This is a genomic window from Candidatus Dechloromonas phosphoritropha (assembly GCA_016722705.1).
Lineage (GTDB): Bacteria > Pseudomonadota > Gammaproteobacteria > Burkholderiales > Rhodocyclaceae > Azonexus > Azonexus phosphoritrophus.
In genome coordinates this window covers 1389649-1415746 of sequence record JADKGN010000004.1, presented here as the reverse complement: position 1 = coordinate 1415746, position 26098 = coordinate 1389649, and the positions used below count along the sequence as shown (strand labels likewise).

Annotated in this window: 29 protein-coding genes and 1 pseudogene; 14 read left to right on the top strand and 16 right to left on the bottom strand. The window is 60.6% G+C overall.

From position 1 onward, the window contains the following. Positions 1-25: 25 nt before the first annotated feature. The 5 genes and pseudogenes from phaC to IPP03_12610 all read left to right on the top strand — a co-directional run bounded on the left by phaC (position 26) and on the right by IPP03_12610 (position 4907). Positions 26-1864, top strand: a complete 1839-nt coding sequence (gene phaC, locus IPP03_12630) for a class I poly(R)-hydroxyalkanoic acid synthase (protein MBL0353447.1) — start codon at positions 26-28, stop codon at positions 1862-1864. A gap of 103 nt (positions 1865-1967) precedes the next feature. Continuing rightward, positions 1968-2342 (top strand): hypothetical protein, encoded by a 375-nt coding sequence (locus IPP03_12625; protein ID MBL0353446.1) that lies wholly within the window; start codon positions 1968-1970, stop codon positions 2340-2342. 118 nt (positions 2343-2460) lie between these two features. Then, a pseudogene (locus IPP03_12620) lies at positions 2461-2817 on the top strand (PIN domain-containing protein). A gap of 143 nt (positions 2818-2960) precedes the next feature. Further along, complete coding sequence (locus IPP03_12615; GenBank protein ID MBL0353445.1) at positions 2961-3635, top strand: carbonic anhydrase family protein; 675 nt, start codon at positions 2961-2963, stop codon at positions 3633-3635. A gap of 102 nt (positions 3636-3737) precedes the next feature. Further along, positions 3738-4907 (top strand): PQQ-binding-like beta-propeller repeat protein, encoded by a 1170-nt coding sequence (locus IPP03_12610; protein ID MBL0353444.1) that lies wholly within the window; start codon positions 3738-3740, stop codon positions 4905-4907. Positions 4908-5149: 242 nt separating this feature from the next. Here the strand turns inward: IPP03_12610 and IPP03_12605 are convergent, their stop codons facing one another. Next, positions 5150-5605 carry an SCP2 sterol-binding domain-containing protein gene (locus tag IPP03_12605; protein ID MBL0353443.1) on the bottom strand — a complete coding sequence of 152 codons (456 nt, stop codon included), beginning with the start codon at positions 5603-5605 and terminating at the stop codon, positions 5150-5152. A 372-nt stretch (positions 5606-5977) separates the two neighbouring features. Here IPP03_12605 and IPP03_12600 point away from each other — a divergent pair, with 372 nt between their 5' ends. After that, positions 5978-6397: a CBS domain-containing protein gene (locus tag IPP03_12600; GenBank protein ID MBL0353442.1), complete on the top strand. Its 420-nt coding sequence runs from the start codon at positions 5978-5980 to the stop codon at positions 6395-6397. Between the two features lie 56 nt (positions 6398-6453). Here IPP03_12600 and IPP03_12595 read toward each other — a convergent pair whose 3' ends face one another. The 9 genes from IPP03_12595 to IPP03_12555 all read right to left on the bottom strand — a co-directional run bounded on the left by IPP03_12595 (position 6454) and on the right by IPP03_12555 (position 15490). After that, positions 6454-6903 (bottom strand): SCP2 sterol-binding domain-containing protein, encoded by a 450-nt coding sequence (locus IPP03_12595; GenBank protein MBL0353441.1) that lies wholly within the window; start codon positions 6901-6903, stop codon positions 6454-6456. Further along, a complete protein-coding gene (locus IPP03_12590; GenBank protein ID MBL0353440.1) occupies positions 6900-7820 on the bottom strand; it encodes a U32 family peptidase in 921 nt (306 codons plus the stop codon). Before IPP03_12590 ends, IPP03_12595 begins: the two co-directional genes overlap by 4 nt. Positions 7821-7830: 10 nt before the next feature. After that, a complete protein-coding gene (locus tag IPP03_12585) occupies positions 7831-8838 on the bottom strand; it encodes a U32 family peptidase (GenBank protein ID MBL0353439.1) in 1008 nt (335 codons plus the stop codon). 98 nt (positions 8839-8936) lie between these two features. After that, positions 8937-9926 (bottom strand): septal ring lytic transglycosylase RlpA family protein, encoded by a 990-nt coding sequence (locus IPP03_12580; GenBank protein MBL0353438.1) that lies wholly within the window; start codon positions 9924-9926, stop codon positions 8937-8939. Beyond that, positions 9923-11035: a rod shape-determining protein RodA gene (gene rodA, locus IPP03_12575; protein MBL0353437.1), complete on the bottom strand. Its 1113-nt coding sequence runs from the start codon at positions 11033-11035 to the stop codon at positions 9923-9925. Before rodA ends, IPP03_12580 begins: the two co-directional genes overlap by 4 nt. Next, on the bottom strand, positions 11032-12957 hold the full coding sequence (gene mrdA / locus IPP03_12570; GenBank protein MBL0353436.1) for a penicillin-binding protein 2: 1926 nt from the start codon (positions 12955-12957) through the stop codon (positions 11032-11034). The genes rodA and mrdA overlap by 4 nt, the downstream gene beginning before the upstream one ends. Before the next feature lie 14 nt (positions 12958-12971). Beyond that, positions 12972-13493 carry a rod shape-determining protein MreD gene (mreD, locus tag IPP03_12565; GenBank protein MBL0353435.1) on the bottom strand — a complete coding sequence of 174 codons (522 nt, stop codon included), beginning with the start codon at positions 13491-13493 and terminating at the stop codon, positions 12972-12974. After that, positions 13493-14431, bottom strand: a complete 939-nt coding sequence (gene mreC / locus IPP03_12560) for a rod shape-determining protein MreC (protein MBL0353434.1) — start codon at positions 14429-14431, stop codon at positions 13493-13495. Before mreC ends, mreD begins: the two co-directional genes overlap by 1 nt. Positions 14432-14446: 15 nt before the next feature. Beyond that, a complete protein-coding gene (locus IPP03_12555) occupies positions 14447-15490 on the bottom strand; it encodes a rod shape-determining protein (protein MBL0353433.1) in 1044 nt (347 codons plus the stop codon). 101 nt (positions 15491-15591) lie between these two features. On the opposite strand from IPP03_12555, the gene gatC reads away from it, so the two are divergent. From gatC to gatB, 4 genes are read left to right on the top strand one after another with little or no spacing between them, the layout of a single operon-like run. Then, the gene (gene gatC, locus IPP03_12550; protein MBL0353432.1) at positions 15592-15879 is read left to right on the top strand and encodes an Asp-tRNA(Asn)/Glu-tRNA(Gln) amidotransferase subunit GatC; all 288 of its coding nucleotides are present in this window, start codon (positions 15592-15594) and stop codon (positions 15877-15879) included. Then, complete coding sequence (gene gatA / locus IPP03_12545) at positions 15876-17333, top strand: Asp-tRNA(Asn)/Glu-tRNA(Gln) amidotransferase subunit GatA (protein ID MBL0353431.1); 1458 nt, start codon at positions 15876-15878, stop codon at positions 17331-17333. Before gatC ends, gatA begins: the two co-directional genes overlap by 4 nt. Then, a complete protein-coding gene (locus IPP03_12540) occupies positions 17330-17848 on the top strand; it encodes a hypothetical protein (protein MBL0353430.1) in 519 nt (172 codons plus the stop codon). Before gatA ends, IPP03_12540 begins: the two co-directional genes overlap by 4 nt. A 16-nt stretch (positions 17849-17864) precedes the next feature. Then, positions 17865-19361 carry an Asp-tRNA(Asn)/Glu-tRNA(Gln) amidotransferase subunit GatB gene (gatB, locus tag IPP03_12535; GenBank protein ID MBL0353429.1) on the top strand — a complete coding sequence of 499 codons (1497 nt, stop codon included), beginning with the start codon at positions 17865-17867 and terminating at the stop codon, positions 19359-19361. Between the two features lie 57 nt (positions 19362-19418). On the opposite strand, the gene IPP03_12530 is transcribed toward gatB, so the two are convergent. Both IPP03_12530 and pyrE read right to left on the bottom strand, forming a co-directional pair. After that, the gene (locus IPP03_12530; GenBank protein MBL0353428.1) at positions 19419-20042 is read right to left on the bottom strand and encodes a hypothetical protein; all 624 of its coding nucleotides are present in this window, start codon (positions 20040-20042) and stop codon (positions 19419-19421) included. Further along, positions 20029-20670, bottom strand: coding sequence for an orotate phosphoribosyltransferase (gene pyrE, locus IPP03_12525; GenBank protein MBL0353427.1), 642 nt, complete (start codon positions 20668-20670; stop codon positions 20029-20031). The genes IPP03_12530 and pyrE overlap by 14 nt, the downstream gene beginning before the upstream one ends. Before the next feature lie 47 nt (positions 20671-20717). On the opposite strand from pyrE, the gene xth reads away from it, so the two are divergent. The 4 genes from xth to IPP03_12505 all read left to right on the top strand — a co-directional run bounded on the left by xth (position 20718) and on the right by IPP03_12505 (position 22578). After that, complete coding sequence (xth, locus tag IPP03_12520) at positions 20718-21500, top strand: exodeoxyribonuclease III (GenBank protein ID MBL0353426.1); 783 nt, start codon at positions 20718-20720, stop codon at positions 21498-21500. Positions 21501-21564: 64 nt separating this feature from the next. Continuing rightward, on the top strand, positions 21565-21879 hold the full coding sequence (locus IPP03_12515; GenBank protein MBL0353425.1) for a DUF883 domain-containing protein: 315 nt from the start codon (positions 21565-21567) through the stop codon (positions 21877-21879). Between the two features lie 4 nt (positions 21880-21883). Next, positions 21884-22288: a phage holin family protein gene (locus tag IPP03_12510; GenBank protein ID MBL0353424.1), complete on the top strand. Its 405-nt coding sequence runs from the start codon at positions 21884-21886 to the stop codon at positions 22286-22288. Further along, a complete protein-coding gene (locus tag IPP03_12505) occupies positions 22285-22578 on the top strand; it encodes a YqjK-like family protein (protein MBL0353423.1) in 294 nt (97 codons plus the stop codon). The genes IPP03_12510 and IPP03_12505 overlap by 4 nt, the downstream gene beginning before the upstream one ends. Positions 22579-22615: 37 nt before the next feature. Here the strand turns inward: IPP03_12505 and IPP03_12500 are convergent, their stop codons facing one another. From IPP03_12500 to IPP03_12485, 4 genes are all read right to left on the bottom strand, one after another. After that, entirely contained in the window at positions 22616-23875 is a 1260-nt protein-coding gene (locus IPP03_12500; protein MBL0353422.1) for an AmpG family muropeptide MFS transporter, read from the bottom strand. Beyond that, positions 23875-24474 carry a methionine biosynthesis protein MetW gene (gene metW / locus IPP03_12495; protein ID MBL0353421.1) on the bottom strand — a complete coding sequence of 200 codons (600 nt, stop codon included), beginning with the start codon at positions 24472-24474 and terminating at the stop codon, positions 23875-23877. The genes IPP03_12500 and metW overlap by 1 nt, the downstream gene beginning before the upstream one ends. Further along, positions 24471-25595, bottom strand: a complete 1125-nt coding sequence (locus IPP03_12490; GenBank protein ID MBL0353420.1) for a homoserine O-acetyltransferase — start codon at positions 25593-25595, stop codon at positions 24471-24473. The genes metW and IPP03_12490 overlap by 4 nt, the downstream gene beginning before the upstream one ends. 166 nt (positions 25596-25761) lie before the next feature. Further along, positions 25762-25992: a hypothetical protein gene (locus IPP03_12485; protein MBL0353419.1), complete on the bottom strand. Its 231-nt coding sequence runs from the start codon at positions 25990-25992 to the stop codon at positions 25762-25764. Between the last annotated feature and the right edge of the window lie 106 nt (positions 25993-26098).

The following is a 26098-nucleotide window of genomic DNA, read 5'->3' as shown; positions in this document are numbered from 1 at the left end:
GCGCACTGAGAGAGGGAGTTTGAGTATGTCGCAGCAAACCGTCGATAAGGCAGCCAATCTGCCCAATCCGGCCGAAATGGCCAAAGCCTATGCGGAAGTCGCCCAGCGTGCCTCCCGGATGATAGCGAAGTTCATGGAAAAGAAAGCCAAGGATGGCGCTTCCGCTCCGACCGATGAACTCGGCGTCGCCAAGGCCTTCATGGACCTGTCGTCCCGCCTGTTGGCCAATCCGTACAAGATGGCCCAGACCCAGATGAACATGATGTGGGACTACTTCTCGCTGTGGCAGAACACCTCGATGAAGATGCTCGGCATGCCCGCGCAGTCGCCGGTCGCCGCACCGAAGAAGGGCGACAACCGCTTCAAGGACGGGGAATGGGAAGAGCATTTCCTCTTCGACTTTATCAAGCAGTCCTATCTGATTACCGCTCGCCACCTGCATGACACCGTTGCCGGAGCCGAGGGACTGGACGAAGCGACCCAGTTGAAGGTCAACTTCTTCACCCGCCAGTATATTGACGCCCTGTCACCGTCCAACTTCGCCCTGACCAACCCGGAAGTCTTCCGTGAAACCGTCAAGAGTCAGGGCCAGAACCTGATCAAGGGTCTCAACAACCTGCTGAATGACATAGAGGCTGGCGACGGCGAACTGCGCATCCGCATGACCGACACTTCGGCCTTCGAAATGGGCAAGAACGTCGCCACGACGCCGGGCAAGGTGGTTTTCCAGAACGAGTTGTTTCAGCTGATCCAGTACGATCCGGCGACGCCTGACCAGTACAAGAGACCTTTCCTGATCGTTCCGCCATGGATCAACAAGTATTACATTCTCGACCTGCGCGAAAAGAACTCGATGGTCAAATGGGCGACCGACCAGGGCCGCACCACATTCATCGTGTCATGGATCAACCCGGACGAGAAACTCGCCCAAAAGAGCTTTGAGGATTACCTGCTCTCAGGTTCCATGGAAGCCATCAGTCAGGTTTGCGCCCAGACCGGCGAGGACAGCGTCGATATGGCTGGCTACTGTCTCGGTGGCACGCTGGTCATGACCACGCTGGCGTACATGGCTGCCAAGAAGGACAAGCGCGGCAATTCAGGCACCTTCTTCACGACCATGCTCGATTTCTCCGAGCCCGGCGAACTGCGTGTCTTCCTCGATGAAGCAACGGTTGTCGGCCTCGAGAAGAAAATGTTCGAACGCGGCTACCACGAAGGTGCCCAGATGGCCGGCACCTTCAACATGCTGCGCGCCAACGACCTGATCTGGTCCTTCGTCATCAACAACTATCTGCTGGGCAAGGATCCGTTCCCCTTCGACCTGCTCTTCTGGAACTCCGATTCAACCCGGATGCCGGCGGCAATGCACAGCTATTATTTGCGCAACATGTACCTCGAGAACAATCTGGTCAAGCCTGGCTACCTGACGCTGGGTGGCGTCAAGATCGATCTGCGCAAGGTCAAGGTTCCGTGCTACTTCGTCTCCACGCTTGAAGACCACATCGCCCCCTGGAAGAGCACCTACATGGGCGCGCTGCTACCGACCGGCGCCACCAAGTTCGTCCTCGGCGGCTCCGGTCACATCGCCGGCATCGTCAATCCGCCGGTGGCCAACAAGTATGGTTACTGGACTAATGACGCGACCGACGGCAACCTGCCGGAAGATCCTCAGGACTTCCTGGCCGGCGCGACGCAGAATTCCGGCTCCTGGTGGACGCACTGGAACCAATGGCTGACCAGCCTGCCGGGTGGCAGCGCCAAGGTCAAGGCACGCAACGCCGAAGACGGAGCCCTCGCGGTCATCGAGCCTGCGCCTGGCTCCTACGTCAAGTTCCGTCTGGATACGCAGAAGAAGGCCAAATAGGCTCGGCTGCTTGCGACAAGTGACGGGAGGCTGCGGCCTCCCGTTTTTCGTGAACTTCCCGAACCGGTGCTGTCAAAACCACATACTCGAAAGGAGGTGTGTCATGTTGAAGAGCGAAACTCCCGTCGTCTCGGTCCGCATTCCCCCCATCCTGCGCCCTCTTGTCGAAGGCCGTGACGAAATCATGGCCAGCGGCGAGACCGTCGGCCAAATCCTCGAGGCGCTCGGTCATGCCTGCCCGGCGCTGGGCGAAGCGCTGCTTTGCGCCGACGGCAGCCTGGCCGATGGTCTGGCGGTCTATTTTGGCGGCGCCGTGTTGCATGGACGAGAAAGCCTGGCGATGCCGGTCGATCAGGAGGAAGTGCTCAGCATCGTTGCCGTTGCCAGCCCGAGTTGTCCAGTCGGCCTCGTTCACACGGCTACCGAGCGTGCCGTGTTGGGTGGCCAGGATGAGGCCGTGATCTCCGTGGGCAACTGAAAATCACCCGGATTTTGCGGTCGACCGCAACAAACGCTTTGGAAATTGCGCTTGGGTAGAAGAGACACATACGCAAGAGCTTTATCTCTGACGTGTCGTAAAGTCATATTTCTTCGTCATCAAGCGCCGACCACCCGAGGTGCGCGAGATAGTCAACCGCCAGCACGGAAGGATGGCCATTTCAGCGGTCAACCTCGCGGAACTGGTACTCGGTGCCGGGAAAAGCCAGTTCCCGGCCCGCAATCTCGATGTCGGCGAAGATTTCTGCAGCCGCTTGACGATATTGCCCTACACCCCCGAGGCCGCCTATCACTATGCCAGCATCAGCGCCACACTGGAACGCTCGGGATAGCCAATCGGCGTAAACGACCTCCACATCGCCGCTCATCCCCGTAGCGCCGGCCTGGCGCTGGTGACCAACAATCTCTCCGAATTCGACCGGCTAGTGAATCTCAATTTCCCGATAGTGCTCTGACCTAAGTCAACAGACATTCGTCATCCGAGGCGCATGATGCTCTCGGATCAATGCGAAGCAGGCTTCACCGGAAGCTAGGGCTGCTCAAAGTGGCCATTGAATGTAACAAGTCAGAGGATGGTTTGAGAATCGAACATTGGGGCATGGCCGATCTTCTGCTATCGGGGTTGCTAATGGCGCCGCTCGTGGTCAGCGGATCCAGTCTGGATCTATGTGAGTACGGCCGCCGCCAGTCGCCGATCGATATTATTTCCCCAGTTCGGCAAGTGCTGCCACCCATCGAATTCCACTACCTGGATGCACCACTCAAGATTGCCAATGACGGCCATACGGTGCGTGTTCGCTTTGCCAACGGCAACCACGTCGTTGTTGGCAAAGAGACATATGTCCTGCAACAGTTTCATTTTCATACGCCTGGAGGGGATCGAGTTGCAGGTGAGGAGTTCGGCATGGCCGCCCATCTCGTCCATAAGAGCAAAACCGGCGGGTTGGTGGTTATCGTGATTCTCTTTCGCAAGGGTGCAGAAAACCCGATGCTAGCCATGTTGTTGCCTAAGGTACCCCCGCAGGCCGATGGAGACCATGCTATGCCAAGTGTTCGCATCAGTCCGCGTGGCTTGGTGCCGCGCGAGCGCGGCTACTATTCCTATGACGGCTCGCTTACTGGGCCGCCCTGTACCGAGGGCGTTACCTGGCTGGTGATGAAACAGCCGCTGGAATTGTCGGCCGACCAGTTGGCTCGCTATAAGGGCATATTTTCCGATAATGCCAGACCTGTACAACCGCTGAATGGACGCATCGTCAGAGAGAGCCGTTGACTTGAGTTGAACTGCGTGGTGCCAGCCGATGCGGTACGGGCGGCGTGTGTGATGAAGCGATCAGGTGAGCCAGTGGCAAGCCGGAACTACGAGGAAGATTTGATGAATGATTCGAATGGATGGTTCACTCTGGGTAGAGCGTCTCTGGCGTTTGTCCTTGGGCTGGGGTTTGCCGTGAAGTGCGTCGCATCCCCCTTGCTGCCGGCAGCGACCGACAAGTCGAAAACGCCGGGCCGGGACGTGGAGGTTACGGCGGAAATGACGGGCGCCGGCATGGTGTCGAGTGGGGCCATCCTGCCACCCATTCCTCCCGTAACAGGGAATCGCAAAAAGCCAGTCCCTTCCTGGGGCAAACCCCTGCCCTATCCGATTGTTATTGCCGACCGACGCAACAACAGGCTGATCGAGGTGGCGCCGGACAAGAGTATCGTCTGGGAGTTTCCCTCACCGAGCCTGAAGATCTACCGGGGTAACGAAGACGTCAATTTCTCGCACGATGGCCGACAGTTGGCGGTGAGCGAGGAAGATAACTTCGATGTCCATATCGTCGATTACGAAAAACGCGCGATCATCTGGACCTACGGCGTGCCCGATACACGGGGCAGCACCGACGGATTGCTGAATTATCCGGACGACGCCCATCTGCTGGAGGATGGCCAGTTCCTGACGGCGGATATTCGTAACTGCCGGGTCATCATCGTCGACCCCAAGGATAATCGGATCACGACTCAGTGGGGCAAGGCGGGAAACTGTAAACACAACCCGCCGCATACCTTGGGGCATCCCAACGGCGCGACGCCGCTGGAGAACGGAGACATTCTCGTCACCGAGATCAGCGAGGCGTGGATATCGCGCATCACGCGCGAAGGCAAGGTTCTGTGGAGCGTCAAGGCACCGAATATCAAATACCCGTCAGATGCCTTCCCTACCGTGGATGGCAAGCAGGTTATCGTGGCCGATTTCTGGAAGCCGGGGCGCGTGGTCATTTTCGATCCGGCGACGCGCAAGATCGCCTGGGAATACTTCGTCAAGGAAGGCGAGAAGATGCTCGATCATTCGTCCATCGCCCGCGAGTTGCCTGATACCGGCGACATTCTGGTAGTGGACGACCTCAATGACCGTGTGATTGTCATCGATCGCAAGACCAAGGAAATTATCTGGCAATACGGCGAGTTGAAAAAGAAAGGCTACAGCCCCCGTCTGCTCAACTATCCGGATGGCGTCGACCTCGACGTCTTCAGGGACTGGAAGGCGGCGCTAAAGAAGAAGTAAGTGCGAACAAAATTTCACTCGGCATATTTCCAAGACTCGCTCACCAGTTCCAGGGCTGGAGCATCAAATTTTGCGCAGTTGAAGGGCGGTGGTCAGATAAGCTGGATTGTAGGCGGCGGTCTTGGGTTTTCTGGGGAAACTGATCGAGCGGGACTTGTTGGGGCGAAAGAGATTCAAGGTGAGGTGACAGGGTTTCCGGGGAGCCAAAGGGGTCAGTGACAATTGTCCGATTACGCGTGAGATCAGCGTGACGGCAGCGGCAGTCGGGGCAGGCTGGGCCACTCGACGGCATCGAGCATGTTCTTGACGATCAGGCCGAGTTCGGTGTCGCCGTTGATTTCGAGTTCGCGGTTGAAGAACAGCGTGTCGGGGACTTTCTGACGGGCGAGGAGTTGCAGGTAGGCAGATAGGTGGGCGGCGAAGGCGAGGTCAGGTTCGCGTTCGATGCGTAAGGGCGGGCGGAAAAGGCCGTTGTGATAGGTGAAGTGGGCGATCCCGCCGGCATCCCGGACGCGCACGCGGAAGAGTTTGCCTTCGAGCGCGGTCAACTCGCTTTCGGGCAGCAATTTCATCTTGAGCGCGGCATTGAGGCCGACTTGGGTGTGGTGCTGGCGGATGCCGGTGTTGCCGAACCAGTAGCCGTCAACCTCTCGTCGGGGGCGAGCCGTGCCTGAGGCCACTCGAGCGGCAACCTTCATTCGCCCAAGTGGCTTCAGGTCCTGACAACCGGCTTGCAGGGCGGGCTTTCAGGGGCGCTCAGGAGTTTTCGGCACAAAATCCGCGATTGACGCAGACGGAAATTGGAGAGAAGCATTCTGAAACTCCTGTCCTTCTCAAATTGCTCGACAGCGGCGAAGAAACGCATCAAACTATCACAGAACTATGCAGGCGGCTTGAGCAATTGAATCGGGGCGCAGAACACCAGTGCGACGAGGTTCTTAACCCGGCCCATGATGGGCTCCATCAATCTCGCCAATACCGCCTGTATTGGCGTTGTGGCAAGGCTGTCTATTAAAGGACCACCTTAGTAGTATTTTTAAAAATTCTTTCAGTCAAAATCGGAGTGTGTCATGACAAATCGCGACCTTCAGTTGATTATCAAGGATCAGGACCCTGTAACGCTGGGATCGACCGCAACCGTTCAGCAAGCTTGTCAGCGCATGTGGGAACGCCGCGTGGGTGCAGTGCTGGTGGTCGATAACGGACGCCTCGTCGGCATCTTCACCGGTCGTGACGCCGTTCACACCCTCGCCGATGGGCGGAACCCGGTCGACACTACCCTTTCTGACGTAATGACCTGCAATCCGAATACGATTGCGCCGACTGCCAAAGCCATTGATGCTCTGCGCCAGATGTGCGATTGTGGCTTTCGGCATTTGCCTATCGTCGATAACGAAAAGGTCATCGGTATCGTTTCCCGCGGTGATTTCAAGGGCCTTGAACTCGACCGTCTTGAGGAAGAGATCGGCTTTTGGGAACGGATTTGTTGACGCGTACCAGAATCAACCCAAAGAGGTCAATGACAATTGTCTGATTGCGCGTAAGATCAGCGTGACGGCAACGGCAGTCGGGGCAGGCTGGGCCACTCGACGGCATCGAGCATGTTCTTGACGATCAAGCCAAGTTCGGTGTCGCCGGTGATTTCGAGTTCGCGGTTGAAGAACAGCGTGTCGGGGTCTTCCTGGCGGGCGAGGAGTTGCAGGTAGGCGGAGAGGTGGGCGGCGAAGGCGAGGTCGGGTTCGCGTTCGATGTGGAAGAGTGGGCGGAAAAGGCCGTTGCGATAGGTGAAGTGGGCGACCCCGCCTGTGTCGTGGACGCGCACGCGGAAGAGTTTGTCTTCGAGCGCGGTCAACTCGCTTACGGGCAGCAATTTCATCTTCAGCGCGGCATTGAGGGAGGCGACCAAGGCGAGGCCGTTTGGCCATTGCGGCAGTTTCTGACCAATGGCGGCGACGAAGCCGGGCAGGCGGAATTTCGGGATCGTAAAATCACTCATGTGGTGGCTCCCAGTTGGGCGAGGGCTCGCGTGTCGTGCTGGCGGATGCCGGCGTCGCCGAACCAGTAGCCGTCGATCTGGCCGCTCGCGGCCCAGTCTGTGGTATCAGCTAACGGGATCGTCCCTCGGCGGGCCGCGTCGAAGGCGGCAATGATTTCGCCGATCCGCGCCTGTTGTGGGCTGATACGGACGATGTCGATGCCCATTGCCAGCATGTCGGGGATTTCGTGCAACAGGTTGTAGGTCTGCGCCGACATGGTCTGGATGCCGTTGATGGTCAGGAAATCCTGGCCCTCGCGGGTTTTAAGGAGCAGGCCCTCGGCATGATCCAGGCACTTGAACTGGCAGTCGTCCTTGTTCAGGTCGTAGTGGCGGGCGGTAAAGCAGCGCGCCGAGAAGGCGAGGGGAATTTTGCCGTAGACGAAAACCTCGGTTTCGATTTCCGGGGCCTTGTTCCGGTGCAGGGTTTCGACCAGCGTCCGTGTGCCTTCGAGCGGCGGCACCCAGCGTTTGAGTCCGTAGCGTGCGTAGGTGGCGAGGGTCGCTTCGTTGTAGATGTTGAGGTGCGGACCGGCGACGAATTTCCGGCCATTTACGAGGTTGACCGCACCAAGGTCGTTGGCCTCAATCATGCAGCCGGGGTTTTCCGACAACTCGTCGATCAGTCGGCGCAGCGTCTTTAGGTCGCTCTCCGATTCGAGCAGCGCCTGCGCCGAGATGACAACCTCCTTGCCGGCATCGCTGAGGTCACGTACCAAGCCGATCCAGTCGGTGGTGCGCAGTTGCTGGCGGCGCGAACAGACGACTTCGCCGACGTAGATTATGTCGAGCGCCGGGTTCTCCGCCATTTCGGCATAAAACTCCAGCACTTCGGCCTTCGGCCAGAACCAGAGCAGCGGTCCGAGTGACAGTTTCATGCGTGATCCTTCAGCGCCACGGCCGGCTGTAGGCACCGAGCGTCGCCTGGCTGCCTTCGGAAACCTTGGCGAGTTCGGCCTGCCAGGCAGGCTTGACGTAGTAGTGCTCGCTGCTGCCCTTCAGCGAGTCGAGCGCGGCGCGTAGGTTGCGCGTGACTTGCGCGACGTAGGTTGGACTGCGCTGACGACCTTCGACCTTGATGGCCCTGACGCCGATCTTGAGAATTTCCGGCAAGATTTCCAGCACATTGAGGCTGACCGGTTCTTCCAGCGCGTAATAGATTTCACCCTGAACCTCGAAGCGGCCCTTGCACAGTGTCGGGTAGCCGGCCGGCTCGTCGTCGGTGAAACGGTCGATCAGGATCCCGTTGAGCCGTGTTTCCATGGCGCCCGGCTGTTTGACCCACTTGACGTACTTGGCCGGCGAGCAGGCGCCAACCGTGTTTGGCGATTCACCGCAGGCGTAGGAAGAAAGCCAGCAGCGCCCTTCGTTCATGACGCACAGGCTGCCGAAACCGAAGACCTCGATTTCGACGGCGGTGTTCTTGATGACATGCTCGACCTGGGCCAGCGTCAGCACGCGCGGCAGCACGGCACGCCGGATGCCGAATTCGCGCTGGCAGAAGTTGATGGCCTCGTAGCTGGTCGCCGAGCCCTGCACCGACAGGTGCAGGCGCTGCGCCGGGTGGCGGCGGGCCGCGTAGTCAAGGAGGCCGACATCGGCCAGGATGATGGCGTCGACGCCTTGGTCGACAGCGGCATCGACCGCCTTTTCCCAATCACCGACCCGCCCGACCTGGGCGAAGGTATTGATGGCGAGCAGGATTTGACGCCCCTTGCCGTGGGCGTAACGGATGCCTTCGGCCATGGTTTTCTGGTCGAAATTCAGGCCGGCGAAATTGCGCGCATTGGTGTCGTTCCTGAAGCCGAGATAGACGGCATCGGCACCGTTATCGACGGCAGCCTTGAGGGCTGGCAGGCTGCCAGCCGGACAAATGAGTTCGGGCAGGGTGCTCATGGCTTTGCTGACGGTAAACTGAACCTTGAAGTATAGCCGGCGCATCCGGCACGCCATTGATTCCGGTCAAACGACGATCAGTTTGTGTCGCGCCACCATTAGCGGATGACGATTGTCGGCCGCGAGCCCAGTGCAACGCGAATTTTCTCGGCGACCTGATCGGCATCAGCGCGGTTGGCGTAGGGGCCGAGCTGCAGACGATGGATGCCACCGCCGGCGTCAATGCGCATCGGCTCGGTCAGCCAGTCCAGCTCGCGGGCGAGGTGGATCTTGAGGTTGTCGGCGTTGTCAGCGCTGGAGAAGGCTCCAAGTTGCAGATAGACACCTTTCGGCCGGATACTGTCGCTGCCCTTGCCGACCATGGCCGCCGTCTGAACCGCTCGCTCCTCGAGCGCCATGCGCCTCGCCAGTATCTCGATCTCATCCACTTCCACCGTTGCCGGACGGGGCGGAGGCGTTACCTGCGCATAGGCGGTGGTGGTCGGCTCGCCCGGAATGATCGCCTCGACTTCGACCTGGCCGCTGCCACCGTTAATCAGGCCGAGCTTGTAGGCGGCGGTGTAGGAGAGGTCGATCACGCGGTCGGCATGAAACGGTCCGCGATCGGTGATGCGGACGACCACCACTCTGCCGGTCTGCACGCCGGTGACGCGGACGTAGGAAGGAAGCGCCAGCGTCGGATGGGCGGCAGTCATGGCGAACATGTCGTAGGGCTCGCCGATCGAAGTCTTCTGGCCGTGGAACTTCTTGCCGTACCAGGAAGCGATGCCGCGTACCCTGTAGGACTTGACTGCGGTGTTGGGCACATACTCCTTGCCGAGAACGACATAGGGGCGGGTCGCCGGCTTGTGCAGCGGCTCCCATTTCGGCTGGGCGTCGGGAATGTCGTCGAGACCGTCCGGGATATCGTCTGCCGGGCCGTCATCCTTGTAGAAACCGCCGCCCCTCTTGAGGGTGGCAGTTGGCTTTCGGGTCGGCGTCTTGGAAATCGGCCCCTTTTTCCCGTCGACCGCAACATCCTTTGGCGCGCTTCCGCAGGCCGCCACCAGCAGCGCGGCGAGCGCGCAGGCAATCAGTCGGCAGCTCATTTTTTGACCAGCATGCGGTGCGACTGGATCGACATCAGGATGCCGAGGCCAAGGAACAGGGTGACCAGCGCGGTACCGCCGTAGCTCATGAACGGCAGTGGAACGCCGACCACCGGCAGGATGCCGCTGACCATGCCCATGTTGATGAAGGCATAGGTGAAGAAGCCAAGGGTGATCGATCCGGCCAGCAGGCGCGTGAACGTCGTCGGGGCGGCCATCGCGATGATCAAGCCGCGACCGATGAGCAGAGTGTAAAGAAAGACCAGCAAGGAATTGCCGAGCAGTCCCCACTCCTCGGAATAGACGGCGAAGATGAAGTCGGTGTGCTTCTCCGGAATGAACTCGAGATGAGTCTGGGTGCCCTTCAGGTAGCCCTTGCCGAAAGGGCCGCCGGAGCCGATGGCGATGGTCGACTGGATGATGTGGTAGCCGGCACCGAGCGGGTCGGTGGTCGGGTCGATCAGGGTCAGGATGCGCTTACGCTGATAGTTGTGCATCATGCCCCAGATGAACGGTGCGGCAGCGCCGGCGACGGCAATCAGGCCGACGATGACCTTCCACGGCAGGCCGGCGAAGAAGATCACGAAAAAGCCGGCGCCACCGACCAGCAGGGCGGTGCCGAGATCCGGTTGCTTGGCGATGAGGCCGAAGGGCACCGCCAGCAGGATGACCGCGACGATGAAATGGCGGGCGCGCAGTGTCGCTTCGTACTTGTGGAAATACCAGGCGAGCATCAGCGGCATGGCGATCTTCATGATTTCCGACGGCTGGATACGCGTGAAGCCCAGAGAAAGCCAGCGCCTGGCGCCATTGACCTTGACTCCGAACAGGAAGACGGCGACCAGCAGCAGCAGCCCGATGATGTAGAGTGGCACGGCGAAACGCATCAGCTTCTGCGGCGGCAGACGGGCGACGAGCCACATGACGACCAGTGCGACACCCATGTTCCCGGCCTGCGACAGCAGGCGATTGTTGCCGTCGAAGGTGGCGGAGTGAACGGTTGCCAGTCCGACCACCATGATCGCGAGGGTGATCAGCAGCAGCGGAAAGTCGATCGGGGCGATCAGCCCGCGCCCGCCACGTTTCAGGATTCCGATGACGTCAATCATTCTTCGATGTCATCTTCCACGGGGACGGACTCTTCCCTGGCGGCACCCGCCGGCAGCTTACCCAGCAGATGGTAGTCGAGCACCATGCGGGCGATCGGCGCCGCCGACTGGGCGCCGAAGCCACCGTTTTCTACCAGTACCGCCAAGGCGATGGTCGGCTTGTCGGCCGGCGCGAAGGCGATGAAAAGTGCGTGGTCGCGCAACTCCTTTTTAATGCTGTGCCCCTTGTACTCGGCACCCTTCAGCGAGAATACCTGCGCCGTTCCCGTCTTGCCGGCCACCTCGTAGGGCACGCCGGCAAAGGCACGGGCGCCGGTACCTTCCTTGTTGACGCCGACCATTGCTCGGCGGATGAAGTCCACGTTCTGCTGTTTGAACTTCAGGTCGCGAACCGGCTGCGGCTCGACCGGCCGCTTCTCGCCGGTCTGGGCGTCGATGATCTGATTGACCAGGTGCGGACGGAACATGACGCCCCTATTGGCGACCACCGCAGTCGCTTGAGCGAGCTGAATCGGCGTGTAGGCGTTGTAGCCCTGGCCAATGCCGATCGAGATTGTCTCGCCGGCGTACCACTTCTGCTGCTCGGGCTTCCTGAAGCGCTGCTTTTTCCATTCCTGTGACGGCAGCACGCCCTTTGACTCACTCTCGGATTCGCCGTCCTTGTCTTTCTTGCCGAGGTCTATGTTGGTGCGCCTTCCGAGACCGAGGCTGCCCATGAACCTTGCGATATTGTCGATCCCCATGTCGTTGGCCAGCATGTAGTAATAGGTGTCGCAGGACTGGACGATCGATTTGTACATGTCCACGCTGCCGTGCCCGCCCTTTTTGTCGTCGCGGAAGGTGTGGTTGCCGAAGTTAAAGAAGCCGGGGTCGCTGATCGCCTGATTCGGTGTGCGCTTGCCAAGCTCCAGTGCCGCAAGCGCCATGAATGGTTTGAAAGTTGACCCCGGAGGATAGGCGCCGTTGATCGCGCGGTTGACCATCGGCTTGCTCGGGTTATCGTTCAATTCCCTCCAGTTGTCAGGAGTGATGCCATCGACGAACAGGTTGGGGTCATAGGTTGGGTTGGAGACCAGCGCCAGAATGCCGCCAGTGTTGGGATCGATGGCGACCAGTGCGCCCTTGCGGTCACCGAAGGCCTGCTCGGTGATTTCCTGTAGCCGGGAATCCAGGGTCAACTGCAAATTGTTGCCGGAAACCGGCGGAATCCGCTTTAGGCTGCGCAGGGCGCGGCCACCGGAGTCGATCTCGACTTCCTCGTATCCGGTCTCGCCGTGTAGCTCGAACTCGTAGTACTGCTCGAGGCCGGTCTTGCCTATGTGATCGGTGCCCTTGTAGTTCGCCTGCTTGTCCGCTTCCTCGATCCACAGCAGATCGCGGTCGGTTATGCGCCCGATGTACCCGATCGCGTGCGAAGCGATGGGTCCGAGTGGGTACTGGCGAAAGAGACGGGCCCTGACGTCGACACCTGGGAAGCGGTAGCGCTGGGCGACAAAGGTTGCCACCTCGGTATCGGTCAGGCGGGTGCGAATCGGGACCGACTCGAAATTCTTGGCCTCGTCGAGCAGGCGCTTGAAGCGCTTGCGGTCCTTGGGCTGGATATCGATCAACTCGCCCAGCGTGTCGATGGTCGCCTCGAGGTCGCCGGCCAGCGAAGGCGTGATTTCCAGCGTATAGGCCGAGTAGTTGCGCGCCAGAACGACGCCGTTGCGGTCGGTGATGACCCCCCGGTTGGGAACGATGGGAATCAGCGCTATGCGGTTGTCTTCAGCACGGGTGCGATAGAAGTCGTGTTGCAGAACCTGAAGCCAGACGAAGCGCCCGATCAGGGTGCCGAAGGCGAGGAGCACGATGAGCGCGGCGATCCCGATCCGGAATCGGAAGCGGTCGAGATCGCCTTCGGAGTTGTAAAAGTCGCCCATGGCCCGGAATTCCGTCAGATCGGCCGATCTGGATTCGGCTCGGCTGGCTGGTACTGCGGCAGAAGCAGGACAAAGGTCAGCGGAATCCACAGCAGACCGGCGAGCAGGGGGCCGATGAAATAAGCCCAGCCCGGAAAATCTCCGCCCACCGCGAGCCGCATCAGCGTCTGGATTACCTGGGTCATGAGCAGTAAGGGCAGAACCTGCAACGCCTGTTCGATGAGGGGAAACCAGAGCAGGCGCCGGGACAGCGAGGACGCCGCGAAGGTGAGCAGCACGTAGGCTAAGGAATGCTGACCGAGCACCGAGCCATCGGCGACATCCATCAGCAAGCCGAGAATGAACGCCCAGCCCATGCCGATCCGGCGGAATTCGCGGACGCTCCAGAAGCACAGCACCAGCGCGACCCAGTCAGGCATGCCCGGCCAGTGGGCGGTTGGCAGAAAATTCAGGAGCAGGGCGACGATCAGGCTCAGGTAAATGAACCACGGGCGGACCGGAAGCAGGATGCGCGAGGAAGGGAAGTTCGGTTGCATCAGTTCCCTTTCGCCTTGCGTTGTTTCTTCGGGCGCAGGCCGGGCTTGTCGCCACCGTCACCGCTTCGTCCCTTGGCCACCGGCGGTGCTGGTGGCAGCGGCTGGCGCGGGTCGAGGATCATGACCTCGCCGAAGTTCTCGACACCGGCAATCGGCGCGGCAAGTATGCGGGCGAAGGAATAGGCGCCGTCGCGGTCAATGCTGACCACCCTGGCAACCGGGTAGCCCTGAAGATAGATGCTGTCGAGGCCCGAGGTCACGAGGGTGTCACCGACCTCGACGTCGGCATTGGCGGGCATGTAGCGCAGTTCGAGTTGCCCGGTCCCGAGGCCGAAGACGACCGAGCGCTGGCCGCTGCGTGCGATCTGGACGGGTACCGCCTGATCCTTGTCGGTAATCAGCGTGATCTCGGCCGAAAAGGGAAAGACACGGGTGACCTGGCCGACGACCCCCGCCTCGTCAATGGCTGGCTGACCAGCGACAATCGCCGATTGCTGGCCCTTGTCGACGATCACCTTGCGTGAAAACGGGTCGCGCGCGGTGTAGAGAATCTGGGCAACCTGCCCCTTGGCATTCTCGCGTTCCTTGACCACCAGCAAGTTGCGCAGGCGTTCGTTCTCGGCTTCAAGTTGCTCCAGACGCAGCAGATTCGGCGCCGTGGTCAGCTTAGCATGGCGCAGTTCTTCGTTTTCGCGTTGCAGCAGATACATGCCCTCCAGATAACTGCGCGCGTGGTCGACCAGGCTGCCGGGCGTCTGTGCTACCCGCTGTACCGGGTCAACCACCAGCGCCACGGTCTGCCTGAGCAGATCGAGGCTGTGAACGCGCAAATCGATGACGAATACCGCCAGTGAAATCAGGGCGTAAAAAGTCAGAAGGGCCAGCGGTGCTGGCCCTCGCTTGAAGAAAGGCGGCGGCGCGTGGTCGAGACCCGCCACGAAAGGCGTCTCGCCTTACTCGGAGGCGAAAATCGAACCGAGCTTGTCCACTTTTTCCAGCGCCAGGCCCGAACCGCGGGCAACGCAGATGAGTGGCTCGTCGGCGACAATGACCGGTAGCCCCGTTTCTTCCATCAGCAGACGGTCGATGTCGCGCAGCAATGCTCCGCCCCCGGTGATAACCAAGCCACGTTCAGCGATGTCGGCGCCGAGTTCGGGCGGGGTCTTTTCCAGTGCCGACTTGACCGCTGAGACGATCTGGTTGAGCGGGTCGGTCAGCGCTTCAAGGATTTCGTTCGAGGAAATCGTGAACTTGCGCGGGATACCTTCGGCCTTGTTGATGCCGGAAACTTCCATTTCCTTTACCTCGTTGCCCGGGAAGGCGGAGCCGATGTTTTTCTTGATCTTTTCAGCGGTGTTTTCACCGATCATCATGCCGTAATTGCGGCTGATGTAATTCATGATTGCTTCGTCCATTTTGTCGCCGCCGACCCGAACCGAGCCGGCATAGACCAGACCGCCGAGCGAAATGACCCCGACCTCGGTGGTGCCGCCGCCGATATCGACGACCATCGAACCCGTTGGGTCGGAAACTGGCAGGCCAGCGCCGATCGCGGCCGCCATCGGCTCCTCGATCAGATACACCTGGCTGGCGCCAGCGCCGATCGCTGATTCGCGGATGGCACGGCGTTCGACCTGGGTCGACCCGGAGGGCACGCAGATGATAATGCGCGGGCTCGGGCTGAACAGGCGCGAATCGTGGACCTTCTTGATGAACTGCTTGAGCATCTGTTCGGTGACGGTGAAGTCGGCGATCACGCCGTCCTTCATCGGGCGGATGACGGTGAGGCTGCCCGGGGCCTTGCCAAGCATGTCCTTGGCTGCCTTGCCGACCGCCTGGATGGATCTTTTGGCGTTGGGGCCGCCTTCGACGCGGATGGCGACGACCGACGGCTCATCGAGGACGATGCCGCGACCGCGCACATAGATGAGCGTGTTGGCCGTGCCGAGGTCGATGGCGAGATCGTTGGAAAAGTACTTGGTGAGAAAACCAAACATCTGTATCTCCACTGCTGGGGTGCGGTAGGGAAAACTTTTATGATACCTTATATCGCTTTCCATTTTAAGACTTTGTGCACTGCAAAAAGTCTTTGCCCGCCATGTCGCTTTCACTTGAACAGGTCCGGCGCATCGCCCATCTCGCGCGCATCGAGATCAGCGAATCCGAAGCCATCACCACGCAGGGGCACCTCAACGGCATCTTCGAGCTGATCGAGCAGATGCAGGCGGTTGACACGCGCGGCGTCGAGCCGATGGCTCACGCCCAGGAAGTCAGCCAGCGCCTGCGCAATGACGTCGTCAGCGAAGGCGATCGCCGTGCCGCCTATCAGGCGGTGGCGCCGGAAATCGAAGCCGACCTCTACCTCGTGCCGAAGGTGATCGAATGATCGACTCCAGCCTCAAGCAACTGTCGCAAGCGCTGGCCGCGAAGCAAATTTCCAGCGTCGAGATGACCCGGCTCTTCCTCGGACGCATCGAGCGCTTGAATCCTGCGCTTAACGCCTTCGTTACGGTCGACGCCGAAAAAAGCCTGAAATACGCGCGCGCCGCTGATGCCCGGATTGCCGCTGGCACGGCTGGTCTGCTGACCGGTATCCCGATCGCCCAGAAGGACATTTTCTGTGCCGACGGCTGGCGCACGACCTGCGGTTCGAAAATGCTGGCCAATTTCGTTTCGCCTTACGACGCGACGGTGATCCACAAGATGGAAAGCGAAGCCGGCCTCGTTTCGCTGGGCAAGACCAACATGGACGAGTTCGCGATGGGTTCGTCCAGTGAAACTTCGTTCTTTGGCCCGGTACGCAATCCGTGGGATCGGCAGCGCGTTCCGGGTGGCTCGTCCGGCGGCTCGGCGGCAGCCGTGGCGGCGCGCCTGGCGCCGGCGGCGACCGGCACCGATACCGGCGGTTCGATCCGCCAGCCGGCGGCCTTGTGCAATTTGACCGGCCTCAAGCCGACTTACGGCGTCGTTTCGCGCTACGGCATGATTGCCTTCGCCTCGTCGCTCGATCAGGGCGGCCCAATGGCGAAGAGCGCCGAGGATTGTGCGCTGCTGCTCAATACGATGGCTGGTTTTGACGAGCGCGATTCGACTTCGCTCGACCGTCCGCCCGAAGACTACGCCCGCGACCTGGAAAAGCCGCTGGCCGGCCTGCGTATCGGCCTGCCCAAGGAGTTTTTCGGCGAAGGCTGTGATGCCGATGTGATGGCCGCGGTGCAGGAGGCGCTTGATGAATACCGGAAACTGGGGGCGACCACGGTCGAAGTATCGCTGCCCAACTCGCATCTATCGGTAGCGGCCTACTACGTGATCGCGCCGGCTGAAGCCAGTTCAAACCTGTCGCGCTTTGATGGCGTGCGCTACGGCTATCGCGCCCCGGAATACGGCAATCTCGAAGACATGTACCAGAAGACCCGCGCCCAGGGTTTCGGCGCCGAGGTCAAGCGGCGCATCCTGATCGGCACCTATGTGCTGTCGCATGGTTATTACGACGCCTACTATCTTCAGGCACAACGAATTCGCCGGCTGATCGCCAACGATTTCGTCGTGACGTTCAAGCAGTGCGACGTGATCATGGGCCCGACCTCGCCGACCACCGCCTTCAAGCTGGGCGAAAAAGCTGCCGATCCGGTGCGGATGTACCTGTCGGACATCTACACGATCGCCGTCAATCTCGCCGGTCTGCCCGGCATGTCGATTCCCTGCGGTTTCGCCGACGGCCTGCCGGTCGGGCTGCAACTGATTGGCAACTATTTTGCCGAGGCGCAACTGCTCAACGTGGCGCATCGCTACCAGCAGGCGAGTGACTGGCACCTGCGGCGGCCGGACGGGCTGGCGTGAAACCGATGTGGGCAGTCTGGCTACTTGCGCTCCTGCTGGTGGCCGGTTGTGCCGAAACTGGGAAGCAGGCGGAATTTGGTTCGGCCGGCGGGTCGACCGCAACCGGCGAACAGAAGATCGAATCGCAGCCCCTCAAGTACCTGAAGAATCGCACCATCAAGCCGCAGGCGACGCGCCCGCTCAATGCGCGCGCGAAGTGCTCGACCAAGGACGCAATCGGGACGACCAGGCGTCTCGACCTTCTGGTTAAGGAGTCCAGCGTGCAAACTTTCAACGCCCAGATGACGATGAAGGGGCACGGCGCCTGTCACTTCGACCTGCGCGAATTCGAGCAGGTCGAGAAGATGCCGCAGGCACTACTCAGGCACCGTCAGGAAACCGAATGCACGGTGATCATGTGGGAACAGGGAAACAATGTGACGATTGCCTTTAACAACTGCCCGAAATCCTGCGGCGGCGATGCTTTCAGCTATCTGTGGCCGTTGATTGTCGAGGGCAAATCGGGGCGTTGTTAAGAAACGGAATGAAATGATGAATCAGTGGGAAGTGGTGATCGGTATCGAAACGCACGCGCAACTGGCGACGGTTTCGAAAATTTTCTCGGGTGCCGCAACGGCTTTCGGCGCGCAACCAAACACGCAGGCTTGCGCGGTCGACCTCGCCTTGCCCGGTGTTTTGCCGGTGCTCAACCGGAAGGCGGTGGAATGTGCCATTCGCTTCGGCCTGGCGATCGGTGCCGAGGTGGCGAAGAGATCGGTTTTCGCACGCAAGAATTATTTCTATCCGGACCTGCCGAAAGGCTACCAGATCAGCCAGATGGACCTGCCGATCGTCGTCGGTGGCAATATCACGCTGCAAATCGGCCACGGGGACAAGGCTTACGAGAAGGTCGTCCGCCTGACCCGTGCCCATCTCGAGGAAGATGCCGGTAAGTCAATTCATGGGTATTTTGCCGAAAAATATGTAGAAGATGATTACGTTGAGGGGCCTTCTAGCGATCATACCGGCATCGACCTCAACCGGGCCGGTACGCCGCTGCTCGAAATCGTTTCCGAGCCGGACATGCGCTCGTCGGACGAGGCGGTCGCCTACGCCAAGACACTGCACGCGCTGGTCCGCTGGATCGGCATCTGCGACGGCAACATGCAGGAAGGCTCGTTCCGCTGCGACGCCAACGTCTCGGTGCGTCCGAAGGGTCAGGCCGAATTCGGCACGCGGCGCGAGATCAAGAATCTGAATTCCTTCCGCTTCCTCAAGGAAGCCATCGATTACGAAGTCCAGTGGCAGATCAACGAAATCGACGAAGGGCGCAAGATCCAGCAAGCTACCGTGCTGTTCGACCCGGACAGCGGTGAAACGCGGATGATGCGGAGCAAGGAAGACGCGCACGATTATCGCTATTTCCCCGATCCCGATCTGCTGCCGCTGGCGATTTCCGCGGACTGGATTGCCCGCGTCAAAAACGGGTTGCCAGAACTGCCGCAGCAGATGCGTGGGCGCTTCATCAACGATCTGGGACTCTCGGCCTACGACGCGACAACGCTGACCGCCAGCCAGGAAATGGCTCAATATTTCGAGTCGACCGTAGCGCTTGCCGGTGCGGTCAATGCCAAGCTGTGCGCTAACTGGGTCATGGTCGATCTGGCCGCGCGCCTGAACAAGGAGGGCAAGGAACTCGGTGAGTCGCCGGTTTCCGCGGCACATCTCGCCGGCCTGGTGCAGCGCATCGCCGACAACACCATTTCCAACAACATTGCCAAGAAGGTGTTCGACGCCTTGTGGCATGGCGAGGGGGCGACGGCCGACGAAGTGATTGAGCGCCAGGGATTGAAGCAGATTACCGACAGTGGCGCCATCGCGACGCTGGTCGACGAGGTGCTGGCTACCAACGCCGCCAGCGTCGCTGAATTCCGCGCGGGCAAGGAAAAGGCCTTTAACTCACTGGTCGGCCAAGTCATGAAGGCGGCCAAGGGCAAGGCCAATCCGCAACAGGTCAACGACCTGCTGCGGCAAAAACTTGCGGGCTGATCAGCGCGTCTGCGGTGCTTTTGGCGCGTTCGGATTTGCGGGGGCTACGGACGCCGCCTACTGCCCGGTCAGTTCGGTATAGCGCTTGCGGTCAGCATCGTACTTGGCCTGGATGCTGGCCAAGTCCTTCCTTTTGACGTCGAGGAGTTCCTGCTGCGTCTTGATTTCGTGGCCGGAATCGCGCAACCCCTTGGCTATGTCCTGCGGCAGAGACTTCTTCTTGTAGAACTCGGCCTCATCCTCGAACTTCTTGCGCTGCTGGCGCGCTGACGCAATCCTTTCCTCGGCACCCTTGATCGCGGCGCCCACCTCCAGTTCTGCGCGGGCTTGTGAGCGGTCGATATCCTGCGCGCTGGTATAGGTCTGGAGCAGTGCCTGGTCCTGGCGCCGCTGCTCCCTGGCTTGCTCCTCGAGTTCCCTCTTGCGCAGCGCCTCGGCGGCGGCCTCGGCCTTCTGCTGTGCAGTCAGTGGCGCCGGCTCTTCCCGGATCAGGTTGCCCTTACCGTCAAGGATGCTGTAGGCCTTGCCTCTGCAGCGTTCGGGAAACGTGTCGGCGCAGATGCGCCCACCTTCGCAGCAAAACATCTTGTTGCTGGCCGGGTCGTTGCTGGCGGCGGCGGCATGAGCCGGAAAGGCCGCGAACAGAACGATCGCACTGACCACAAATTTATTGACTGACACCATACTGCTCCCTGTAACGTTCGACGGCTGCCTTGTGAGACGAAAATTGCGGATGATATTCGAGATAGGCCATCAGGTCCCGCAGACTGGCGACGGCAACTACCGGGATGCCATGGTCACGCTGGACTTCCTCGACCGCCGAGAGATCTCCCTGCCCCCGCTCCTGACGGTCAAGTGCGATAAGGACGCCCGCCGGGGTGGCGCCGGCGGCGCGGATCAAGTTGACCGACTCGCGCACCGATGTGCCTGCGGAAATGACATCGTCGAGGATCAGCACGCGGCCCGCGAGCGGCGCGCCGACGATGCTGCCACCCTCGCCATGATCCTTGGCTTCCTTGCGGTTGAAGGCGAAGGGAAAGTTCCGGCCCCGTTGCGCCAGCGCGACTGCGATCGCGGCAACCAGCGGAATGCCCTTGTAGGCCGGCCCGAACAGCATGTCGAAGTCGATGCCGCCGGCTTCGGCTGCTTTGGCGTAGAATCCGGCCAGTTGGCCCAGCGACTGCCCATCGTTGAACAGCCCGGCGTTGAAGAAATATGGCGAAAGCCGCCCAGCCTTGGTCGTGAATTCGCCAAAGCGCAGAACCTTGCAACCAAGAGCGAATTCAATGAATTCCTGACGAAAGTCCATCCTCTTCCATTCCTGCATGCGCCATCAGCACCACGCAAAAAAGGCCAATGTTACGCATCATCTCCCTGAATCTCAATGGTATCCGCAGCGCTTGGAGCAAGAATGTGCTGCCGTGGGTGGTCGCGCGGGCGCCGGATTTCGTCTGCCTCCAGGAACTCAAGGCACAGTTGCCGGACCTCGCCCCGGAAATGCTGGCCCCGGATGACATGCATGCTTTCTATCATGCGGCGGAAAAGAAGGGTTACAGCGGGGTCGGTATCTGGTGCAGGCGGAAGCCCGAAGCAGTGCTTGAAGGTTTCGGAAATGGCGAGTTCGATGCCGAAGGGCGCTATATCCGCGCTGATTTAGGGAAGTTGTCGGTCATTTCGCTTTACCTGCCGTCAGGCTCCTCGTCGCCCGATCGTCAGGAAGCCAAGTTCCGCTTTCTCGACGCCTTCCTCCCGCATCTTGCCGCCTTGCGCGCCGAGGGGCGCGAGATTGTCCTGTGCGGCGACTGGAACATTGCCCACAAGGAAATCGATCTGAAGAACTGGAGATCCAACCAGAAGAATTCCGGCTTCCTGCCCGAGGAGCGAGCCTGGATGACCCACGTGTTCGACGACCACGGCTGGGTCGATGTCTATCGCCGCCTGCATCCCGAGGCAACCGGAGATTCCTACACCTGGTGGAGTAATCGCGGCCAGGCCTGGGCGAAGAATGTCGGCTGGCGGATCGACTACCAGGTCGCCACGCCGGGAGTCGCGGTTGGTGCGCGACGTGCTGAAGTCTATAAGGGCGAACGGTTCTCCGATCATGCGCCGCTGGTGATCGATTACGAATGGACTTTGTGAATTGCTTTCGTCGCCCGAAGGGGATAATCTGCGATTGTGAACAATTCAAAACTAGGAGAATGAAATGTCCGACGAAATGAGTGTTGCCAGCAAGGAAAAGCTGGTCTCCGATCTGAAGGTCGTGGTGTCCGATACCGAGGAACTGTTGCGCAGCACCGCTGGCGTTGCCGGTGAGAAGGCTGGTGAGTTGCGCGAGCGCATCGCCATTCGTCTGCGCGACGCCAAGGAACGCCTGGCCGATGCCGATGCCGCGCTGCGCGACAAGACAAAGGCGGCCGCGCGCGCTACCGACGACTTTGTCCATGAGCGTCCGTGGCAGGCCATTGGCGTGGCTGCCGCTCTCGGCCTGGCTCTCGGCGTCCTGATCGGCCGCCGTTAAGACCATGCCAGCCAGATCGCGAGGCGAAGCGAGCCGCGAAAGGTTGTTCGTTTCCCTGAAGAACCTGATCCTGACGCTGCTCGCGATCGGCAAGACGCGCGCGGAACTCCTCGTAACCGAAGTCGAGGAAGAAAAACTGCGCCTCATGTCACTGTGGGCCAAGGCGGTTGGGGCGCTGTTTCTCTTCGCGGTCGGTCTGATGATGCTGGTCGCCTTCATCGCTCTCATCTTCTGGGAGCAGCGCATCCTGGTCTTCGGCATGGCGGCGGGGCTCTTTCTGGTAACGGGCCTGCTTCTCGTTTCCGCCCTGCGCCGCCAGATTGCCCAGCCAAGCAAGCTTTTCCGCGCCAGTCTCACCGAACTGGAAACCGATATGGCGCAGTTGCGGCAGGCCACGGACAAGCAGTGAGTGATCGCACGCATGAGCTGACCCTGCGCCAGGGCGAGTTGCGGGCGCGCATCGCGATCCAGCGTGATGCGCTGGCGGAACATTCGGCCGGTCTCGAAAGGGTTCTTGGCATCGCCGACAAGGCGCTGGCCGGTGTGGACTGGGTGAAGGCGCATCCGGAGGTAGTTGGCGTCACGGTTGCCGTTGTTGTCGTGGTCAGTCCGGCGCGTACCTGGCGGTGGGGCAGACGTGCGTTTTTTGTCTGGCGTGGCTGGCGGTCGGTTCGCAATTCGCTCCTCGGAACGCGTTGACCGCAACAGGCGTTCCCGTCGCCTGGCGGAAGTCAGGCTAATCCAGGCCCGTTTCCCGTGTGTTCCACGGGGCGACCTTGAACAACAGGAGCATGCCGGGAACGGCCAGCGCGGCGCACAGCCAGAAAAAACTGGTCCAGCCGAGCATTTCCACCAGCCAGCCGGCCGAAGCATTGACGAAAGTGCGCGGCACCGCTGCCAGGCTGGTGAATAGCGCCATCTGTGTTGCCGTATAGGCCGGATGCGTCGAGCGGGCGATATAGGCGACGAACGCCGCCGTGCCGAGCCCGACCCCGAGTGCTTCGAGTCCGATGACGAAGGCCAGCGCCAGACGCTCGCCGGCGCCGATACTGGCGAAATGACCGTGTGCGGACAGCCAGACGAAGCCGAAGATCGACACCAGTTGCACGACACCGAACAGCCACAGGGCGCGGTTGATACCGAGTCGGACCATCCACAGGCCGCCGAGCAGAGCGCCGATCACCGCCGGCCATAGCCCGGCATGCTTGGCGATCAGGCCGATATCGGTCTTGGTGAAGCCCATGTCGAGGTAGAACGGCGTCGCCAGCGCGGTACTCAGGCTGTCGCCGAGCTTGTAGAGAAAAATGAAACCGAGCACCAGCAGGGCACCGTGCCAGCCTTGGCGGTCGACGAATTCGTGGAACGGTTCGGTCACCGCCTGACGCAGGGTCTTGGGCACGCCTTTGACCAGCGGTTCGCTGACCAGCCAGGCCATGACCATGCCGGGAATCATGAAGGCGCTGGTGATCCAGAATACTTCGTTCCACGGCAGGCGGTCGGCGAGGATCAGCGATAGCGAGCCGGGAACCAGGCCGGCGATGCGGTAGGCGTTGACGTGCACCGCGTTGCCGAGGCCGAGTTCGTTGTCGCATAGAATTTCGCGGCGAAAAGCGTCGACCGCGATGTCCTGCGTCCCGGAAAGAAAGGAGAGCAGCGTGGCCAGCCACAGGATCGGCCAGATGTTTTCCTTCGGGTCGAGTCCGCCCATCAAGCCTATGGTCAGCAGCAGGCCGATCTGGGTCATTAACATCCAGCCGCGCCGGCGCCCGAAACCGGGAACGCTGAAGCGGTCAAGCAGCGGCGACCAGAGGAATTTCCAGGTGTAGGGAAACTGGATCAGTGCAAAGAAGCCAATCGTCTTGAGGTCGACGCCCTCGCTGCGCAACCAGGCCGGCATCAGGTTGAGCAACAGATAGAGTGGCAAGCCCGATGAAAAGCCGGTGAAGACGCAGATCAGCATCTTCCGCGTCAGCAGCGCTGCAAGCCAGGCCGGCATCAGCGCTTCAGCGTCAGTCGATAGACGGCCAGGCTGCCGAGAAAATTGACTTCGCCCTCGACCAGATTGCCTTCCTCGTCAAGAACGTGGCGCTCGCGGATGACCAGCCCCATCTTGGCGCACAGCGCCTCGAAATCGAGCAGCGTGAAGAAACGCACGTTAGGCGAGTCGTACCACTGGTAGGGAAGGTCCTCGGAGACCGGCATGCGCCCGTCGAGCACCGATCGCAGGTTCTTCCAGTAGGCGAAGTTGGGGAAGGAGACGACCGCCTCGCGCCCGACGCGCAGCATCTCGCGCAGGATGCCTTCGGTGTGGCGCACTGTTTGCAAGGTGCGCGACAGCACGACATGGTCGAAAGCCTGGTCGGCGAATTCGTCGAGCGGACGTTCCAGGTTGCCTTGGATGACGTTGATCCCATTTTTGATCGCGGCGAGGATGTTCGCATCGTCGATTTCGACTCCACAGCCGCGCACCCCGCGCGTGTCGATCAGGTGGCGCAACAGCGTGCCGTCGCCACAACCGAGGTCGAGCACGCGGTCGCCGGGTTCGATCAGGGCGGTGATGAGGTCGAAGTCGGCGCGGCCCAGGGTATGTGTCATAGCTTGATATTCCGCAGGAAGGCATCGATAACGCCGTGGTAGTGCGCATCGTCCATCAGGAAGGAGTCATGGCCAAAATTGAGGCTGATTTCCGCATACGAGACGTCGCGTCCGTTGGCAAGCAGGGCGGCCACCATCTCCTTCGAGCGCGCCGGCGAAAAACGCCAGTCAGTGGAAAACGAGATGATCAGAAAGTTGGCCTGGCTGCGCGCCATGGTCGCGATCAGGTTGCCGCTGTCCTCGCGCGCCGGGTCGAAATAGTCGAGCGCCTTGGTCATCAGCAGGTAGGTGTTGGCGTCGAAATTGCCGGCGAACTTGTCACCCTGGTAGCGCAGATAGGACTCGATTTCGAATTCCACGTCGAAACCGAAGGAAAAGGCGCCATTGCGCAACTCGCGGCCGAACTTCTCGCCCATCTGGTCGTCGGACAGGTAGGTGATGTGGCCGAGCATGCGTGCCAGGCGCAACCCGCGCAGCGGCCGCGTGTTGTGTTCGTAGTAATTGCCACCGTGAAAGTCCGGGTCGGTCAGGATTGCCTGCCGCGCGACATCGTTGAAGGCGATGTTCTGCGCCGACAGCTTGGGTGCGGCGGCGATGACGATAGCGTTGCGTACCCGATCGGGGTAAGTGATGCTCCAGCGTAGCGCCTGCATGCCACCGAGGCTGCCGCCCATGATCACCGCCCAACTGTCGATGCCAAGCAGGTCGGCGAGGCGCGCCTGAGCGTGTACCCAGTCGATGACGGCGACCATCGGGAAATCGGCGCCCCATGGCTTGCCGGTTGCCGGGTTCGGTGAGGATGGTCCGGTCGACCCGTGGCAGCCACCCAAATTATTTAGGCCAACGATGAAGAATTTGTCGGTATCGAGCGGCCGACCGGGGCCGATGATGTTGTCCCACCAGCCGATATTGTCCGGCTGGTCGGCGTAGTGTCCGGCGACGTGGTGATTGCCCGAGAGCGCATGGCAGACGAGGATCGCGTTCGATTTGGCCGCGTTCAGCGTGCCGTAGGTTTCATAGACCAGATCGTAGGCAGGCAACACAGCGCCGCTGCGCAATTGCAGGGGCTGTTCGAAATGGGCGTTCTGTGCTGCGACGACGCCGACGGATTGTCCTGGCATGCTGATCCTGAAAACAAAAAGCCCAGTTGGCCAACAAACGCGAACTGGGCGGTTCCCGTTTTAGCTGAATTTGTAGAGCGCCCGCAAGCAGAGCTCAAATCGGCGCGGCTGGCTTGCCAGCGTGCTGCGGACGATACCTAGCGGGGTGTGAAAAGTCAATCCGGGGTCAGCGCCCCCACGTCGGAGTAACCGGGTATTCATCCAGTATCTCGACGAGTTGCGCGGTGACTTTCTCCAGCGGCGTCGCGAAGGCGAATTTCTTGATGAACTGGCCGTCGGAGCCCAGCAAAATTATGCCAGAGGAGTGGTCGACCGCATAATTGTCGGAACCGGGCTCGCGCACCGTGGGGTAGCGCAACCTGAATTTGTCGGCGGCGCGGGCAGGCAATGCAGGCACTGCCAGCAGTGCGGCGGCGAAGGGGGAAAGGACAAATATGATGGAGTATCTCCTCTGTTCAGGCAGCCGATTAGAGCGAGCGAGCGAGCTGGCGATGACCCTCCTT

Excerpts from the sequence above, each read along its gene's own strand:
- IPP03_12625 (MBL0353446.1), top strand. The coding sequence starts at position 1,968 with ATGTTGAAGAGCGAAACTCCCGTCGTCTCGGTCCGCATTCCCCCCATC.
- gatC (MBL0353432.1), top strand. The coding sequence starts at position 15,592 with ATGTCGCTTTCACTTGAACAGGTCCGGCGCATCGCCCATCTCGCGCGC.
- IPP03_12555 (MBL0353433.1), bottom strand. The coding sequence starts at position 15,490 with ATGTTTGGTTTTCTCACCAAGTACTTTTCCAACGATCTCGCCATCGAC.
- IPP03_12490 (MBL0353420.1), bottom strand. The coding sequence starts at position 25,595 with ATGCCAGGACAATCCGTCGGCGTCGTCGCAGCACAGAACGCCCATTTC.
- IPP03_12605 (MBL0353443.1), bottom strand. The coding sequence starts at position 5,605 with ATGAAGGTTGCCGCTCGAGTGGCCTCAGGCACGGCTCGCCCCCGACGA.
- mreD (MBL0353435.1), bottom strand. The coding sequence starts at position 13,493 with ATGCAACCGAACTTCCCTTCCTCGCGCATCCTGCTTCCGGTCCGCCCG.
- rodA (MBL0353437.1), bottom strand. The coding sequence starts at position 11,035 with ATGATTGACGTCATCGGAATCCTGAAACGTGGCGGGCGCGGGCTGATC.
- IPP03_12590 (MBL0353440.1), bottom strand. The coding sequence starts at position 7,820 with ATGAAACTGTCACTCGGACCGCTGCTCTGGTTCTGGCCGAAGGCCGAA.
- xth (MBL0353426.1), top strand. The coding sequence starts at position 20,718 with ATGTTACGCATCATCTCCCTGAATCTCAATGGTATCCGCAGCGCTTGG.
- IPP03_12595 (MBL0353441.1), bottom strand. The coding sequence starts at position 6,903 with ATGAGTGATTTTACGATCCCGAAATTCCGCCTGCCCGGCTTCGTCGCC.
- IPP03_12615 (MBL0353445.1), top strand. The coding sequence starts at position 2,961 with ATGGCCGATCTTCTGCTATCGGGGTTGCTAATGGCGCCGCTCGTGGTC.
- IPP03_12600 (MBL0353442.1), top strand. The coding sequence starts at position 5,978 with ATGACAAATCGCGACCTTCAGTTGATTATCAAGGATCAGGACCCTGTA.
- metW (MBL0353421.1), bottom strand. The coding sequence starts at position 24,474 with ATGACACATACCCTGGGCCGCGCCGACTTCGACCTCATCACCGCCCTG.
- gatB (MBL0353429.1), top strand. The coding sequence starts at position 17,865 with ATGAATCAGTGGGAAGTGGTGATCGGTATCGAAACGCACGCGCAACTG.
- IPP03_12515 (MBL0353425.1), top strand. The coding sequence starts at position 21,565 with ATGTCCGACGAAATGAGTGTTGCCAGCAAGGAAAAGCTGGTCTCCGAT.
- phaC (MBL0353447.1), top strand. The coding sequence starts at position 26 with ATGTCGCAGCAAACCGTCGATAAGGCAGCCAATCTGCCCAATCCGGCC.
- IPP03_12585 (MBL0353439.1), bottom strand. The coding sequence starts at position 8,838 with ATGAGCACCCTGCCCGAACTCATTTGTCCGGCTGGCAGCCTGCCAGCC.
- IPP03_12510 (MBL0353424.1), top strand. The coding sequence starts at position 21,884 with ATGCCAGCCAGATCGCGAGGCGAAGCGAGCCGCGAAAGGTTGTTCGTT.
- gatA (MBL0353431.1), top strand. The coding sequence starts at position 15,876 with ATGATCGACTCCAGCCTCAAGCAACTGTCGCAAGCGCTGGCCGCGAAG.
- mrdA (MBL0353436.1), bottom strand. The coding sequence starts at position 12,957 with ATGGGCGACTTTTACAACTCCGAAGGCGATCTCGACCGCTTCCGATTC.
- IPP03_12610 (MBL0353444.1), top strand. The coding sequence starts at position 3,738 with ATGAATGATTCGAATGGATGGTTCACTCTGGGTAGAGCGTCTCTGGCG.
- pyrE (MBL0353427.1), bottom strand. The coding sequence starts at position 20,670 with ATGGACTTTCGTCAGGAATTCATTGAATTCGCTCTTGGTTGCAAGGTT.
- IPP03_12580 (MBL0353438.1), bottom strand. The coding sequence starts at position 9,926 with ATGAGCTGCCGACTGATTGCCTGCGCGCTCGCCGCGCTGCTGGTGGCG.
- IPP03_12500 (MBL0353422.1), bottom strand. The coding sequence starts at position 23,875 with ATGCCGGCCTGGCTTGCAGCGCTGCTGACGCGGAAGATGCTGATCTGC.